The sequence below is a fragment of the Arthrobacter yangruifuii genome (assembly GCF_009192775.1).
Lineage (GTDB): Bacteria > Actinomycetota > Actinomycetes > Actinomycetales > Micrococcaceae > Arthrobacter_B > Arthrobacter_B yangruifuii.
Window position 1 is genome coordinate 200332 of the sequence record NZ_VTFX01000006.1, and the last position, 14229, is coordinate 214560.

Annotated in this window: 11 protein-coding genes and 1 tRNA gene; 4 read left to right on the forward strand and 8 right to left on the reverse strand. The window is 65.6% G+C overall.

Annotated elements, in window-relative coordinates:
- Positions 1–131: 131 nt before the first annotated feature.
- Positions 132–207: transfer RNA gene (locus GD627_RS15400), tRNA-Arg, on the reverse strand.
- Positions 208–527: 320 nt separating this feature from the next.
- On the opposite strand from GD627_RS15400, the gene GD627_RS15405 reads away from it, so the two are divergent.
- Entirely contained in the window at positions 528–2414 is a 1887-nt protein-coding gene (locus tag GD627_RS15405; protein ID WP_152273263.1) for a phosphoenolpyruvate carboxykinase (GTP), read from the forward strand.
- A 93-nt stretch (positions 2415–2507) separates the two neighbouring features.
- Here the strand turns inward: GD627_RS15405 and GD627_RS15410 are convergent, their stop codons facing one another.
- Together GD627_RS15410 and GD627_RS15415 are read right to left on the reverse strand one after the other, a co-directional pair.
- Complete coding sequence (locus GD627_RS15410; RefSeq protein WP_146364118.1) at positions 2508–2960, reverse strand: hypothetical protein; 453 nt, start codon at positions 2958–2960, stop codon at positions 2508–2510.
- Between the two features lie 2 nt (positions 2961–2962).
- On the reverse strand, positions 2963–4369 hold the full coding sequence (locus GD627_RS15415) for a phosphomannomutase/phosphoglucomutase (protein ID WP_425481937.1): 1407 nt from the start codon (positions 4367–4369) through the stop codon (positions 2963–2965).
- 115 nt (positions 4370–4484) lie between these two features.
- Here GD627_RS15415 and GD627_RS15420 point away from each other — a divergent pair, with 115 nt between their 5' ends.
- Positions 4485–6626, forward strand: a complete 2142-nt coding sequence (locus GD627_RS15420; protein ID WP_246165570.1) for a RecQ family ATP-dependent DNA helicase — start codon at positions 4485–4487, stop codon at positions 6624–6626.
- Positions 6627–6903: 277 nt separating this feature from the next.
- On the opposite strand, the gene GD627_RS15430 is transcribed toward GD627_RS15420, so the two are convergent.
- A complete protein-coding gene (locus GD627_RS15430; RefSeq protein ID WP_152273265.1) occupies positions 6904–7746 on the reverse strand; it encodes an alpha/beta fold hydrolase in 843 nt (280 codons plus the stop codon).
- A gap of 383 nt (positions 7747–8129) precedes the next feature.
- Between GD627_RS15430 and GD627_RS15435 the strand changes: the two genes are divergently transcribed.
- Entirely contained in the window at positions 8130–8690 is a 561-nt protein-coding gene (locus GD627_RS15435) for a hypothetical protein (protein ID WP_152273266.1), read from the forward strand.
- A 208-nt stretch (positions 8691–8898) separates the two neighbouring features.
- On the opposite strand, the gene GD627_RS15440 is transcribed toward GD627_RS15435, so the two are convergent.
- Both GD627_RS15440 and GD627_RS15445 read right to left on the reverse strand, forming a co-directional pair.
- Entirely contained in the window at positions 8899–10734 is a 1836-nt protein-coding gene (locus GD627_RS15440) for an HNH endonuclease signature motif containing protein (protein ID WP_152273267.1), read from the reverse strand.
- Positions 10735–10928: 194 nt separating this feature from the next.
- A complete protein-coding gene (locus tag GD627_RS15445) occupies positions 10929–11765 on the reverse strand; it encodes a crotonase/enoyl-CoA hydratase family protein (protein WP_152273268.1) in 837 nt (278 codons plus the stop codon).
- A gap of 88 nt (positions 11766–11853) precedes the next feature.
- Between GD627_RS15445 and GD627_RS15450 the strand changes: the two genes are divergently transcribed.
- Entirely contained in the window at positions 11854–12393 is a 540-nt protein-coding gene (locus GD627_RS15450) for a hypothetical protein (RefSeq protein ID WP_152273269.1), read from the forward strand.
- 66 nt (positions 12394–12459) lie between these two features.
- Here GD627_RS15450 and GD627_RS15455 read toward each other — a convergent pair whose 3' ends face one another.
- Together GD627_RS15455 and GD627_RS15460 are read right to left on the reverse strand one after the other, a co-directional pair.
- The gene (locus GD627_RS15455) at positions 12460–13500 is read right to left on the reverse strand and encodes an aldo/keto reductase (protein ID WP_152273270.1); all 1041 of its coding nucleotides are present in this window, start codon (positions 13498–13500) and stop codon (positions 12460–12462) included.
- An 11-nt stretch (positions 13501–13511) separates the two neighbouring features.
- Positions 13512–14138 (reverse strand): GNAT family N-acetyltransferase, encoded by a 627-nt coding sequence (locus GD627_RS15460; protein ID WP_246165558.1) that lies wholly within the window; start codon positions 14136–14138, stop codon positions 13512–13514.
- Positions 14139–14229 lie beyond the last annotated feature (91 nt).

Below are 14229 nucleotides of genomic sequence, written 5' to 3' on the forward strand. Positions count from 1 at the left end.
TGAGGGAAAGGACTTCCGGCGCAGAGTGCCGGCCCGGTTGCTTACCGACCACACTACGCAGAGCTGGAGTGGGTATCCAGAGACAACAAAAAACCCGGTCCGATCAGTTACCTGATCGGACCGGGTCCGAGTGGTGCGCGCGAAGGGATTCGAACCCCCAACCTTCTGATCCGTAGTCAGATGCTCTATCCGTTGAGCTACGCACGCATAAGAACTATTCTATCAAACTTCAGCGAACCGATTTTCACCCGTTCAGCCGGAGCGTTTCAAGTTGTTCCGTGGCTGTTTGGCCGTAGATAACTATAGCGGGCTTTTGCGGGCAGCGCCAATCGGGGATGCTGGCCTCCAAAAACTAGACCGGTCTATGTGACCTTCATCACATCAGTGCGGGAATGAGGCCCGATATCTCTTGGATTTGTGGGGCCGATCACCTTCCGGCGGAATAAGGTGCGATCTTTTCCGGCAAAGCGGCACGAAAGGCACAACTAGCATCAAAACACACCACTGACCCAACGAAGGGAAGAGTCATGGGCGATGACGCGCGTCAGCTTGTTCTTGATGAGAACGGCGAAAATGCTGCGAACCAGCCGCTGGACAGCACTACCGGGGGAGCTGCTGCCCCCACCACCCACCGGGCCCTCCTTGAGTGGGTGGCGGAAGTCGCCGAGCTGACGCAGCCTGACCGCGTGTACTGGGTCAACGGTTCCGAAGAGGAAAACCGGTTCCTCACGGATGAACTGGTGGAAGCCGGCACCCTGGTGCGGCTGAACCCCGAGACCTTCCCGAACTCGTTTGCCGCCTTCTCGGACCCCAAGGACGTGGCCCGGGTCGAAGAGCAGACATTCATTTGCTCGGAAAAGCGGGAAGACGCGGGGTTCACCAATAACTGGATGGCCCCGGCTGAGATGCGCACTAAGCTCAACGGACTCTTCTCCGGCTCCATGCGCGGCCGCACCATGTACATCGTGCCGTTCGTCATGGGCCACCTCGATGCTGAGGACCCGAAGTTCGGCGTCGAAATCACGGACAGCGCCTATGTGGTGGCCTCCATGCGGATCATGGCCAACATCGGCACCGACGTGCTGCGCAAAATGGAGGAACTGGACGCCTTCTTCGTTCCGGCGCTGCACTCCGTCGGCGCACCGCTGGCCGAGGGCCAGCAGGACGTCCCCTGGCCCTGCAGCGACGATAAGTGGATTGTGCACTTTCCCGAAGACCGCTCCATCTGGTCCTACGGGTCCGGCTACGGCGGCAACGCCCTGCTGGGCAAGAAGTGCTACGCCCTGCGCATCGCCTCCATCATGGCCCGGGACGAGGGCTGGCTGGCCGAGCACATGCTCATCCTGAAGCTCACCAGCCCGGAGAAAAAGGATTACTTCGTGGCGGCGGCCTTCCCCTCCGCCTGCGGCAAGACCAACCTCGCCCTGCTGGATCCGACCATCGAGGGCTGGAACGTCGAGACCCTCGGCGACGACATCACCTGGATGCGGTTCGGCCACGAAGGCGAGCTGCGCGCGGTCAACCCGGAGGCCGGCCTCTTCGGCGTCGCCCCCGGCACCGGCTGGAGCACCAACCCCAATGCGATGCGCGCCATCGCCAAGGGCAACTCCATCTTCACCAACGTGGCACTCACCGACGACGGCGGTGTGTGGTGGGAAGGCATGACGGACGACGCCCCGGCACACCTGACCGACTGGCTGGGCAATGACTGGACGCCGGAAGCAGGCCATCCCGCAGCGCATCCGAACTCGCGCTTCTGCACGCCGATCGACCAGATCGACATGCTGGCCGAGGAATACCACTCCCCGAACGGCGTACCGGTCTCGGCGATCCTCTTCGGCGGCCGCCGCAAAACCACCGTTCCCCTGGTGACGCAGTCCCGTGACTGGGCCAGCGGCATCTTCATGGGTTCCACCCTGTCCTCGGAAACCACCGCCGCCGCAGCGGGCCAGGTGGGTGTGGTCCGCCGGGATCCCATGGCCATGCTGCCGTTCATGGGTTACGACGCCGGTGACTACCTGCGGCACTGGATCGAGCTCAGCGGCAAGGCCAACCAGGAGAAGCTGCCCAGCATCTTCCTGGTGAACTGGTTCCGCCGCACCGCCGACGGCGGTTTCGCCTGGCCCGGGTTCGGAGACAACTCCCGGGTGCTGAAGTGGGTTATCGAACGCCTTGAGGGCACGGCCGATGCCGTGGAAACCCCTATCGGCTTCGTCCCGACCGGTGACTCCCTCGACCTGACCGGCCTGGACATGACTCCGGAGGACGTGGAGCAGGCTGTCCGTGTGGATCCGCAGGAATGGGCCACCGAGCTGGACGCCATTGATGAGTGGTACAGCCGCTTCGGCCCCACCCTGCCGCAGGAGCTCCAGGATCGGCTGGCAGAACTGAAGGACCGGTTCTCCGCCGCCTAGCCGCGCCGCGCACACCAAAACACTCCGAGCACGCAAAAAGGGAGCCCCGCCAAAAAAACCGGCAGGGCTCCCTTTGGGTCGTTCCGGAAGCTGTTACTCAGCGTCGGCCCAGACGATGGGCTCGCCGCCCTCCCAGATGGGTTCGTTGAACGTCCACTCGCCGTCCTGCTCCGAGTAGGTCTGGATGGCGGAGATGCAAACACCGGTGGAGTGCTCGGTGACGATGTGGATGGCGTCGGTGTTTTCCTCCGGCAGGTGGATATCGGAGAACACGGCCACCGCGCGGTTCTCGCCCTTCTGCTCGGTCAGAACCGTGTACAGGTCCTCGATCATCGAATCCGCATCCAGGTCCTCATCGCTGTCTTCGGGAGCGACGGCGATCATCCGCAGCTCGCCGTCGTTCTGCACGACGAGGGCGGCGGGCAGGAAGGCACCCTGCGCTTCAAGCTGCTCCTGGGTGACGCCCAGCGCGGTGCCGAGCAGTGAGTTCAGATCATCCTGCACCTCGGCGGAGGGTTCCGATCCGTTCAGTTCTACATCAGCCATTGCTATTTCCTTACTAGTGTCAGTACATGGTCGCGGACCCGCTCCATGGCGGGCAGGTCCTCTGCTTCAGCGTTCAGCCGCAGGAAGGGTTCGGTGTTGGAGGCGCGGAGGTTGAACCACCAGGCGCCGTCGTCGGACGTGAAAGTCACGCCGTCGAGAGTGTCCACCGTGACGCCGTCGCGCTCGAACTCGGCGCGGACGCGGGCGACGGCGGCCGGGACGTCCTCGACCCGGGAGTTCACCTCGCCCGAGGAGAAGTACGGTTCGTATTCGCGGGCCAGGTCCGAGAGGCTGCGGGTCTGCTCACCCAGGGCGGCGAGCACGTGCATGGCGGCAAGCATGCCGGTGTCGGCGTTGTAGAAGTCGCGGAAGTAGTAATGGGCGGAGTGCTCGCCGCCGAAAACGGCCCCCTCGGAGGCCATCACGGCCTTGATGAAGGAGTGGCCCACGCGGGTGCGGACGGCGCGGCCGCCGTCGTGCGCGACCAGTTCCGGTACGGCGCGGGAGGTGATCAGGTTGTGGATGATCACCGGGGTTTCCTCGCCGGCAGCCCTGGCGCGGGCGATTTCGCGGCGGGCCACCAGGGCGGTGACGGCCGAGGGGCTGACCGGATTGCCCTTTTCGTCGATGACGAAGCAGCGGTCGGCGTCGCCGTCGAACGCCAGGCCGATGTCCGCGCCGTGCTCGACGACGGCGGCCTGCAGGTCCCGCAGGTTTTCCGGCTCCAGCGGGTTTGCCGGGTGGTTGGGGAAGGACCCGTCCAGTTCAAAGTAGAGCGGAATGATGTCCAGCGGCAGGCCGGGCAGGATGGTGTCGCCCAGGACCGCCGGAGTGGTCATGCCCGCCATGCCGTTGCCCGCATCCACCACTACCTTCAGCGGGCGGATTGCGGACAGGTCCACGAGGTTGCGGAGGTACCCGGCGTAGTCGGCCAGGACGTCGCGGACCGAGATCTGCCCGGCCTTCGCTCCCGTGGGGATGCCGCCGTCGTTCAGGTACTGTTCGGCGAGCGCCTGGATTTCCTTCAGGCCTGTCTCCGAGGAGATGGGAACGGCTCCGGCCTTGGCCATCTTGATCCCGTTGTACTGGGCAGGGTTATGGCTGGCGGTGAACGTGACGCCGGCGGCGTTGAGCACACCGCAGGCGTAGTAGAGCTCATCTGTGGAGATAAGGTCCAGCAGGAGCACATCGGCGCCGCGGGCGGTGGCGCCGCGGGCGAAATCCCGGATGAACTCGGGGGAGGACGGGCGCATGTCACCGCCCACCAGGACCGTCTGGCCGGCCAGGCCCTGAGCGTCTACAAACGCGGCCCCTACGGCCTCGACGATCTGCGGGGTGATGGTCTCGCCTACGACGCCGCGGACGTCGTAGGCCTTAAAGGACGCGGAGAGGTCGAATGCATTGTTCACGAGGGTCAGTCTATAGGGGGCGCCCCTGCCAAGGTGTTCTGCGTCCACAGCCGGGATCCGGTGCGGGGAAGACTTCCGGAGGGCTGGGATAGTGGAAGGTATGGAAAGCACTGAAATGCCAGGCACAGCTTCGACTACCGCATCTGACACCACCGCCGCGCTGCACGGCGAGGCCGTGGAGCTGCTGAGGGCGCTGGTGGGCAATGACTCTGCCGAGTTCCACCAGGACCAGTTCGAAGCCATTGAGGCGCTGGTGTCCGGCGGCCGGCGGGCGCTGGTGGTCCAGCGCACCGGCTGGGGCAAGTCAGCGGTGTACTTCGTTGCCAGCCTGCTGCTGCGTGCCCGAGGAGCCGGTCCCACTCTGATTGTCTCCCCGCTGCTGGCACTGATGCGGGACCAGGTCGCAGCCGCCGGCCGGGCAGGGGTCCGTGCCGAAGCCATCAACTCCGCCAACCAGCTGGAATGGCAGGACATTTCCGCCAAGCTGGAGGCCGACCAGGTGGATGTGCTGCTGGTGTCCCCGGAACGGCTGAACAACCCCGGGTTCCGGGAACAGCACCTGCCGGAACTGATCCGCCGCTCCGGGCTGCTGGTGATTGACGAGGCACACTGCATCTCCGACTGGGGCCACGACTTCCGGCCGGATTACCGCCGGATCCGAAACCTGATTGAGCAGCTGCCTTCCACGGTGCCGGTGCTGGCGACCACCGCCACGGCCAACAGCCGTGTGGTCAAGGACATTGAGGAACAGCTCGCCGCCGGAGGAGAGGACGTTTTCACCATCCGCGGTCCGCTGGCCCGCAAGTCCCTGCGGCTCGGTGTTCTCCGCCTGCCCACCCCCAAGGCACGCCTGGCGTGGCTGCTGACGCACCTGGATGAGCTGCCTGGCAGCGGGATCATCTACGCTCTGACGGTGTCCGGCGCCGAAGATACGGCCCGGCTGCTGCAGAAGGCAGGGCACCCGGTCCTCGCCTACACCGGGCGTACGGACCCTGCGGACCGCGAAGAGGCCGAAGCTGCGCTGAAGGAGAACCGCGTCAAGGCACTGGTGGCCACCAGCGCACTGGGCATGGGCTTCGACAAACCCGATCTGGGGTTCGTGATCCATTTGGGGGCTCCTTCCTCACCTGTGGCCTATTACCAGCAGGTGGGCCGTGCCGGCCGCGGCACGCCCAATGCCGATGTGCTGCTGCTTCCGGGGGCGGAGGACCGCGACATCTGGCAGTACTTCGCCACGTCCTCCATGCCGGAGGAAGGTCCGGCCACCGCGGTGCTCTCCGAGCTTGCCTCCGGCGAGGTCCTGTCGGTCGGTGTGCTGGAGACCCGGGTCAACCTCAAGCGCTCGCCGCTGGAACTGCTCCTGAAGGTCCTTTCCGTGGACGGTGCCGTGGAGAAGGTGTCCGGCGGCTGGCGGGGCACCGGACAGCCGTGGCATTACGACAGGGAACGCTATGAACGGATTGCCGCTGCCCGGGTGAAGGAACAGCAGGCCATGCTCGATTACGAGAGCACCTCCGGCTGCCGCATGCAGTTCCTGTCCCAGCAGCTCGATGATCCTGCGGCCGCCCCCTGCGGACGCTGCGATAACTGTGCCGGCCGCTGGTTTGGCGACGACGTCGCGTCCGAGGCTTCCGACAACGCGGCCCGGGCGCTGGACAAGGTGGGCGTGGAAGTGGATCCGCGCGGCATGTATCCCTCGGGCATGGACCGGCTGGGGGTTCCGGTCAAGGGCAAGATCAAGCCGGACCGTGCCGTCTCCGGCGGGCGTGCTCTGGCCCGGTTGACGGACCTGGGCTGGGGCGGCAGGCTGCGGGAAATTTTCGCGTCCGGCGCCGGAGACATGCCCGTGAATCCGGCACTGCTACAAGGCTGTGTGCAGGTTCTGGCGCAGTGGGGCTGGGCCGAACGTCCGGTGGCCATTGTGTCCGTCCCGTCCCGGTCCCGGCCGCAGCTGGTGGATTCCCTTGCCCGCGGGTTGTCCGACCTGGGCCGGATTCCCTATCTGGGGGCGCTGCAGCTGCCGCACGGCGGACCCGTTGGCGGTCCCGGCGGCAACAGTGCCTTCCGGCTGGCGTCCGTCTGGGACCAGTTTGCCGTTCCGCCCGAAGGTGCTGCCTGGTTTGCTGCCAACCCCGGGCCGGTGCTGCTGGTGGATGACTTTGCGGACAGCCGGTGGACCCTCACGGAAGCAGGCCGGGTGCTGCGCGAGGCCGGGGCGGAAGCAGTGCTGCCGTTCGTCCTGGCGTTGAAGGCCTGACGGGGGAGCTGGAAATTTAGAGTCCGGGCTGCGGGCGTCTGGTTAAGGGCGTCTGACTACTGATGCCCGAGGTGCCCCAGGTGCTTACGGTGCCTCCGGTGCCGCAGGTACCGCAGGAGCCTCCGGTGCCGCAGGTTGTGCAAGGAAAGCGGGACGGGCCTGTGCCCGTCCCGCTTCTGTGCCCGTCCCGCTTCTGTGCCCGTCCCGTTTCTGTGCCTCCCGGCTGCGCGTTCCCGGACCCGGCTTGACCTGTTGCGGCTACCGGCCGTGTGAAGCGCTATTTGGCGGCGAAGCCCAGCAGTGCTTCGTTGATCTCCGCGGCGTGGGTCCACAGCATGCCGTGGGGTGCGCCGTCGACCTCAACGTAGTCCGCGTCCGGGACCAGCTTGCGGAAGCGGCGGGCGGTGGCGTCGATCGGCAGGATGTTGTCTGCAGTGCCGTGCATGATCAGCACAGGCTTTCCGCTTTCACGGACGGCGTCGACGTCGGCACGGAAGTCTTCGAGCCATGCCGGGACCACGGCGTAAGCGGCCACGGGTGCGCTCGCGGTGGCCGTGTTCCAGTTGGCCGTCACTACTTCTTGGCTGACCCTGGTGCCGAGGTTGTCTTTAAGGTTGTAGAAGTCGGAATAGAAGTTCGTGTACCAGGCGAAGCGGTCTTCCCTTGCGGCCGCTTCGATGCCATCGAAGACCTCCTGGGGAACGCCATCGGGGTTGTCGTTCCGGTTCACCAGAAAAGGTTCCAGCGAAGCGAGGAACGCCAGCTTGGCGATCCGTTCATGACCGTGCCGTCCGACGTAGCGTGCCAGCTCTCCCGTGCCCATGGAGAAGCCGACGAGGATGGCGTCATGCAGGTCCAGGGTTTCCAGCACAATTTTCAGGTCTGCGGCAAAGGTGTTGTAGTCATACCCCGATCCGGCCTTGCTTGACTGGCCGAACCCTCGGCGGTCATAGGTAATGACGCGGTAGCCGGCCGCGAGCAGCTCACGGGTCTGACGCTCCCAGCTGTGCCCGTCCAATGGGTAGCCGTGAACCAGTACTACCGGCTGGCCGGTGCCCTGGTCTTCGTAGTAGAGGTGGATGGTGGTGCTGTTTTCAGTGCCGACGGGGATGTAACCCATGATGCCTGCCTCTTCTCGGTACCCGGTGAGGGCTGTCGTCCTTCCGGGCGGGTCAGATATTAGAGAGCGCCGTTCTCCTGCACAGGACGAAACTTCGTAGCACGTCCCTTCAGCCGGAGGCCTGGACCGCCGACAGATATGCGGGCGTTTGGATGGACGAACAGGTCTCCGTCCGGCCCGAGCGTCCGTCTGCCCGGTGCGGCGGTTGTGTTCGAGGTTCGTCGCAGGATGACCCTATTTCCACAGTCCGCCGGCGTAAACACGAGGAGGGCTTGCGGGGGTGGCCATGCTACATTTCCCGGAACCGCCGTTCAGGGCTAGGCCACCAGCCGGGTACTGGGATTGCCGCGCACGGTGAGACACCCAGCGATCGGGGAGCAGACATGTGGCAGGAAAGCAGGCATGCCGAAACGATGCGCGCTGATGGCGGGCATTTCCTGGATGGGGTAGCGACACGGTGGCTTCTAGTTGCGACAGGCGTTGGCGGCTTGGTGGCCTGGTTTCTTGCGGATCCCGGGAGGCTGACCTTCCTTCCGGAGAACTGGGTTGGCTCCCAGTTGGTGAGCTTCGGTGCAGGAATAGTCGCGGCCCTGCTGCTTCTCGCTGCATGGTTTTTCACAGCTCGGACGGAAAAGCAGGTCGGTATTCGACAGCAACGCGGGGCTATGGCCGCCCTCGCCGGACTGGCTGTTTTCTGCATTCCTTTTCTTCCGGGTCTGGTCTTCAGCCCGGTCTTCGGTGCGGCTCTGATCCTGTTGGCTGTTCGGACCAGAGACGTTCGGACGGCTGCCATGGGTATCACCGCTCTGGCATGTGCGCTGGCTTTGGCATTTGTTCCGGTCTTTCCGGGAGCAATGCTGATCCCTGTTCTAGTCGCTGTGGGTGCACTGGCTGTGGCAGTGCAGCTCGGCAGCGGCCCGGCCAAGAGGCATCATCCGATGTGAGCAGTGAGCAGTGAGCAGTGAGCAGTGGGCAGTGGGCGGTGGGCGATGAGCAGAAGGCAGAAGGCAGAGGACGATGGCCTGTGCGCAGAGGGCGGTAATGGGCCTGCGGGAACGGCCCGGCATACCCGGCCCGACCGGCATACCCGGCCCGACCGGCCTGGCATACCTCGCCGCCGGTTGGGCCTGCACGGGCCGCCTGCGAGACCGGCTAGAACGGGGGTGCTTCTTCCTCCGGGGTCCCGTTCTTTGGGGTGTTGCCCAGTTCCAGGAACGGTTCGGTACGGTAGACCCGTCCCGTCGGGGACGTCCACTCCATCACTCCGGGTCTGGGTTGGGTGGCTTTCCAGAATCCCAGGGTCTTGAACCGGTGGTGCCGGCGGCAGAGGTGTTCCAGGTTGCCGTGTTCGGTGTCCCCGCCTTTCGCCCAGTCGGTGGTGTGGTCGATTTCCGTGACGGCGGTGTTGACCCTGCAGCCGGGGAACCGGCAGGTTCCGTCCCGGGCTCTGAGCCATCGGGCGAGTCCGGCGGGGACTTTCCGGCGGCGTCCGACCCCGAGGATCTCTCCGGTGGTTGGGTCTTGGGCGAGTCCGGTCCAGTGGGCGGCGTTGCGTGCGAGTCTGCGGGCGGCGTCGGCGCTGATCGGCCCGTAACCGTGCAGTTCGGCAGGCTGTTCGTCGGCACCGAACAACGTTTCGGCGTTGATCAGCACCATGATCTCCGCCCGCGGCAGAACACCCATGGACCCGGACGGCTCATCCGGTTCCGTGTCACTGGCATCGGTGGGCCTGCCGGCGGAAGCGGTCCCGCCGTTGGAACCGCCGGCACGGGGTGAACCGAGGCCGCCCATGAGCAGTTGGGTCAGGATGTCTGCCCGCAGTTGGTCGGCTGTCCGCGGGTCCCCGTCAGCCTGCTCACCACGGGCTGAGGTGCACAGTGCCGTGTAGATCTGCTGGGCATGCTCGGCCCGCAGATGGGCGGAGAGCCAAGACATGCCGTCCTCGTCGCGTTCCAGGACCACCTTGCGTTTCTCGAACGCTGTCCGGTGCCGTTCGGGAATGGTCTCGGGATAGGTTTTCTCCCGCAGCCGGCGGGCTTTGGCGCAGAACTGTGCCCGGGTTATGCCTTCGGCTTTGGCGAGCAGTTCGGCCTCGAACCCGGGAAGTTCCGCGGAGGGTATGTTCTCGCACTGGTCCAGGACCACCTGCGCGTGCGCATAGGAGAAGCGTCCTTCTTCCAGTCCGGTGAGCGTGGCGGTGTGGGTGCTGCAGAGCCTGCCGGCTTCGACCATCATGCCTTGGGCGGTGGTCTGCGGAACGTTCAGGATCGCGGCGCATTCGGAGGCGGCCAGGCTGAACGCGAGCCCCGGACCTTCCTTCCCCCAGGTAGACGACAGATTGTTCCGGAAGAGTTCCTCCATATGGTTGATCGCCCGGGCCTGCTGGGCCTGCGTCCACCGCACCAAATGCGACAGGCGGGCCAACACCTCGCCGGTGGCGTGTTCGTCGAAGGACTCCAGGTTCGCCATTGCCAGCACCCCGGTGAAACCGTCCGGAAAACCATCACCATCAGCACCGGTGGCACTTGTGGAGGGTTCCGCAGGCTCAGCGGGTTCGGCAGGTTCAGCGACCGGCGAGCCCGTGGTGTCCTCTGGAACGCGTCCGGGTTCGGCGGCTGAAGCCGTTGGGCTAGGGCCGGCAGATGGGGTTCCTGCTTCCGGCCCCGGGATGGGATCTGAGGCGGGATCGGGACTCGGAATGGGTACATCAAAGAGGGTGGCTGGCGGCGTTGCGGCGGGATCGGTGGAGGCATCTCCGGTGCGGGTGTCGGTGTCCGTGGACGTGGCAGTACCGGCCTTGCTGTCGTCGGCGGAGTCCGTACCCTCGCCACCGTCGCCAGCGTCGCCACTGACATCCGGAACCGCCCGATACACCGCCAGCGTGCAGGGCGTGCGCGGAGCATCCGTTTCGCCAGCGGAGCCCGTGGGTTGCTGGTCGTCACGATCCTGTTCTTCGGTTGTCGGTTCGGTGTTCCCGAGCTGATCCATACCCTCAGGATTTCACCCGGCACTGACATTTCCGGCCCGAAAACAGACCAAAAACAGCCCTCCCGAAAAGCAAAAATACCCGTCTTTCTGGCACCGCTACTTGGTCCGGTCAGCTGGTGCCGGGAAGACATATCTTGCCGCAGACAGCGTCGGCAGTCCTGCGTCTCAAACGCTGCCAGACACGAAGAACCGGGCTATTCCCCGCGGTAGACCGGAGGGCGCCGCTCGGCAAACGCCGCCGTCGCCTCCCCGAAGTCGCGGCTGGCAAGGAACGCCGAGTTCCAGACCTGCACGTAATCCAGGCCGTCCTGGACCGAGTTCTGCGTCCGGCGGTTCATCACCTGCTTGACCCCCTGGACTACCAGCGGGGGATTGGCAGCCACGGAGGCAGCGAGTTCGCGGCCGCGTGCGACGACGTCGTCGGCCACCTCCGTGACGAGCCCCAGGGAGAGGGCCCGGGCGGCGTCGAAGTCCTCGCCCGTGAGAGCCAGTTGCCGGGTGGCGCCCTCGCCGATGATGGACGGAAGGCGCTGCAGGGACCCCAGATCCGCCACGATGGCCACTTTGACCTCGCGGACGCTGAACCGTGCCTTCGGGGAGGAAATGCGGATATCGGCCGCTGCAATCACATCAATGGCACCGCCGATGCACCATCCGTCGACTGCAGCAATCACCGGCTTGGCACACCTTGCCAGCGAGCTGACCGAATCCTGGAGTGCCTTGATCTGCCGGCGGAAACCCTCGCGCAGCTTTGCATCCATACCGCCTGCACCGAGAAGCGGTGCGAAAACCGGAGCCATGGCGGGTAGGTCCAGGCCGTAGCTGAAGTTTCCGCCCGAGCCGTAAATCAGGACGGACCGGACGGCGTCGTCGTCGCTAAGCGCCTCGAACACGCTGGGAAGCTCGGTCCAGAAATCCGGTCCCATTGCGTTGCCCTTGGACGGTCCCAGAAGCTGGACCTCCGCCACGCCGGCATGGATTTCGACACACAGGGAACGCAGCGAGGGCAGGGTGGTGGCGCTGGACGTCATGGCATCTCCGTTGATTGGGCGTCGTTGGGCTGAACGTCAATATACCGGCCGTTTTAGGCCGTGCCGAAAGCGAAGCTAGGATCGAGGTATGGAGCTCGCGGTTATTATCCTCTTCGTCTTATCCATCGCTGTTGTGAGCGCGCTTTGGGGCAGGATCGAGAAGCGCCGCGCCGCCAGTCCGAAGCCCGACGCCGGCAGCAAGGCCGCCGCGGGTTCCGCTGGTTCCAGTGCCGGCACCAAGCCCGCCGCCAGCCGCCCGAGCCGCCCGGCACGGACCCGTCCCGCGTCCGTTGAAACCGGTACTTCGCCCCAGGCCGCCAGGGACGCCGCGTCCCTGCTCAGCGCCGACCAGCACCGGCAGATCTACGCGGCCCTCGGCCAGGGGCAGCCCGTGAAAGCGCTGAAGCTCTACGCCATGTTCACCGGCGCCGGAATCCGCGCCTCGGGTGCAGCAATCACCAACCTGGCGGCGCACCCGCAGCCCTACGTGCGCCCCGTTCCGGATAACGATTCTCCGGCGGAGACCACCAAACCGGCACCCGAAAAGACCGAATCGGACGCGGTCCGGGAGGAAGAAATCAGTAAGTGGGCGCAGGAGCTGCGGCCCGAGGACTTTTACAAGCCCTAATCGACCTAAACCTCGTCGGATCAAAAAGGCCGGACCGGTATCGGTCCGGCCTTTTCGCGCCCGGAGCTACCGCCCCGTCCGGCCGCCCTCGAGCAGGCGCGCCCGCTGGTTCCGCCCGTCCGGCCCGTACGGATAGTTGCCGACCTGCGGGGCACTCAGCTCGGCCAGACGCTGCTTTTCCTCGTCGGTGAGCACCAGGGACGCGGCACCCAGGTTGTCCGCCAGCTGGTCCGTGGTCCGCGCCCCGAGGATCACCGAGGTCACCCCCGGACGGTCCGCGAGCCACGCCAGCGCCACCTGCGCAGGGGTGGCCGAGTGGGCAGAAGCCACAGTCCGCAGCTCGTCCAGGATGTGCCAGGTCCGCTCGTTGTGGCTGCGCAGGTCCCAGCCCTGGAACTGCCGTGTGGGGTTGTCGCCCACCCGGGTATTGCCCGCAGGCACGGTCTCACGGTCATATTTACCCGTCAGCCAGCCGCCCGCGAGCGGTGACCAGGGCAGGAGCCTCAGTCCGGCGTCGAGCGCTGCCGGAACAATCTCGGATTCAATTTCCCGCTCCAGCAGGTTGTACTGCGGCTGCAGGGTGACCGGCAGCGCCCAGCCATGCCCGCGCGCCACATACACGGCCTTGGTCAGCTGCCAGCCGGTGAAGTTGGACAGCCCGTAGTAGCTGATCTTCCCCGCCGTGACCGCGTCATTGAGGAACCCCAGGCTCTCCTCCAGGGGAGTGCACGGGTCCCAGGCATGCAGCTGGTACAGGTCCACGTGGTCCACGCCCAGCCGGGTCAGGGAATCGTCCAGGGCACGGCGCAAATGCCGCCGGGAGGTGCCGAGATCATTCGCTCCGGAGCCCATCGGGAAGCGTCCCTTGGTGGCAAGAACGACGTCGGCGGCCTCCGTGGGATGTGCGTGCAGCCAGCGTCCGATGATTTCCTCCGACGCACCGGAGGTGTAGACGTCCGCCGTGTCCACGAAATTTCCCCCGGCACGGACGTAGTCGTCCAGGAGCGCATGGGAGACGTGCTCATCGGATTCGTTGCCGAACGTCATGGTGCCCAGCGCATAGTTGCTGACCGAGGTTCCGCTGTTGCCGAGCAATCGCATTTCCATGGATTTTTCCTTCACGGTAGGGAAGCTGGTGAGTCGGCTGCCAGCCTATCCGGCACCCGGTCCAAAAGCTCCCGGTGTGCCGGCAACCGGCCGGAAGAACTGCGGTCCGAACGTAGGGCGGAGAACAACAGGGAATCGCGCCGGTGGCCGTCCACCACCCGGTGTTCCCGCAGCCGGCCCTCGAAGACAAAGCCGTTCTTTTCCAGCACCCGGACCGAACCGGCATTCTCCGGATGGCAGGTGGCTTCCACGCGGGCCAGGCCCATCGGCCCGAAGGCCAGGTCCAGCAGGAGCGCTGCGGATTCGGTCGCCATTCCCTGGCCCCAGACGCCGCGGTCCAGGGTGTAACCCAGTTCTCCGTTGCGGTCGGCCGCACTGGTGGTCCACACCGCCGCGGAACCCACCACCCGGTCCCGGACCACCACGGCCAGCGTGAACCGCGTCCGGCCGGGCCTGCCGGGTTCGGCCGCGGCGTCGTCGATGAAGTCCTGTGTCTGGGCCAGGGTGTTGGGGCCCCACGTGGACCACTGGGTAACCAGCGGATCGGAGGCAAACGCATGCACGGCCCCGACGTCGTCGGGCGTGAAATCCCGCAGCTGCAGGCGGGGACCGGTGAGCAGGATGCGGTTGGAAGTCACGAAGGCGAATCTACCGGACCGCGGAATCCCGTCCGTGCAGGCACCCGGGGGACAGAAACGGGCAGTTTGGGGTATAGACGCAAAAAGTCCC

What these genes read in the sequence shown, in the direction of transcription:
- GD627_RS15445 (WP_152273268.1), bottom strand. Translation starts at nt 11,765, where the DNA reads ATGACGTCCAGCGCCACCACCCTGCCCTCGCTGCGTTCCCTGTGTGTC.
- GD627_RS15450 (WP_152273269.1), top strand. Translation starts at nt 11,854, where the DNA reads ATGGAGCTCGCGGTTATTATCCTCTTCGTCTTATCCATCGCTGTTGTG.
- GD627_RS15410 (WP_146364118.1), bottom strand. Translation starts at nt 2,960, where the DNA reads ATGGCTGATGTAGAACTGAACGGATCGGAACCCTCCGCCGAGGTGCAG.
- GD627_RS15440 (WP_152273267.1), bottom strand. Translation starts at nt 10,734, where the DNA reads ATGGATCAGCTCGGGAACACCGAACCGACAACCGAAGAACAGGATCGT.
- GD627_RS15455 (WP_152273270.1), bottom strand. Translation starts at nt 13,500, where the DNA reads ATGGAAATGCGATTGCTCGGCAACAGCGGAACCTCGGTCAGCAACTAT.
- GD627_RS15435 (WP_152273266.1), top strand. Translation starts at nt 8,130, where the DNA reads ATGTGGCAGGAAAGCAGGCATGCCGAAACGATGCGCGCTGATGGCGGG.
- GD627_RS15405 (WP_152273263.1), top strand. Translation starts at nt 528, where the DNA reads ATGGGCGATGACGCGCGTCAGCTTGTTCTTGATGAGAACGGCGAAAAT.
- GD627_RS15430 (WP_152273265.1), bottom strand. Translation starts at nt 7,746, where the DNA reads ATGGGTTACATCCCCGTCGGCACTGAAAACAGCACCACCATCCACCTC.
- GD627_RS15420 (WP_246165570.1), top strand. Translation starts at nt 4,485, where the DNA reads ATGCCAGGCACAGCTTCGACTACCGCATCTGACACCACCGCCGCGCTG.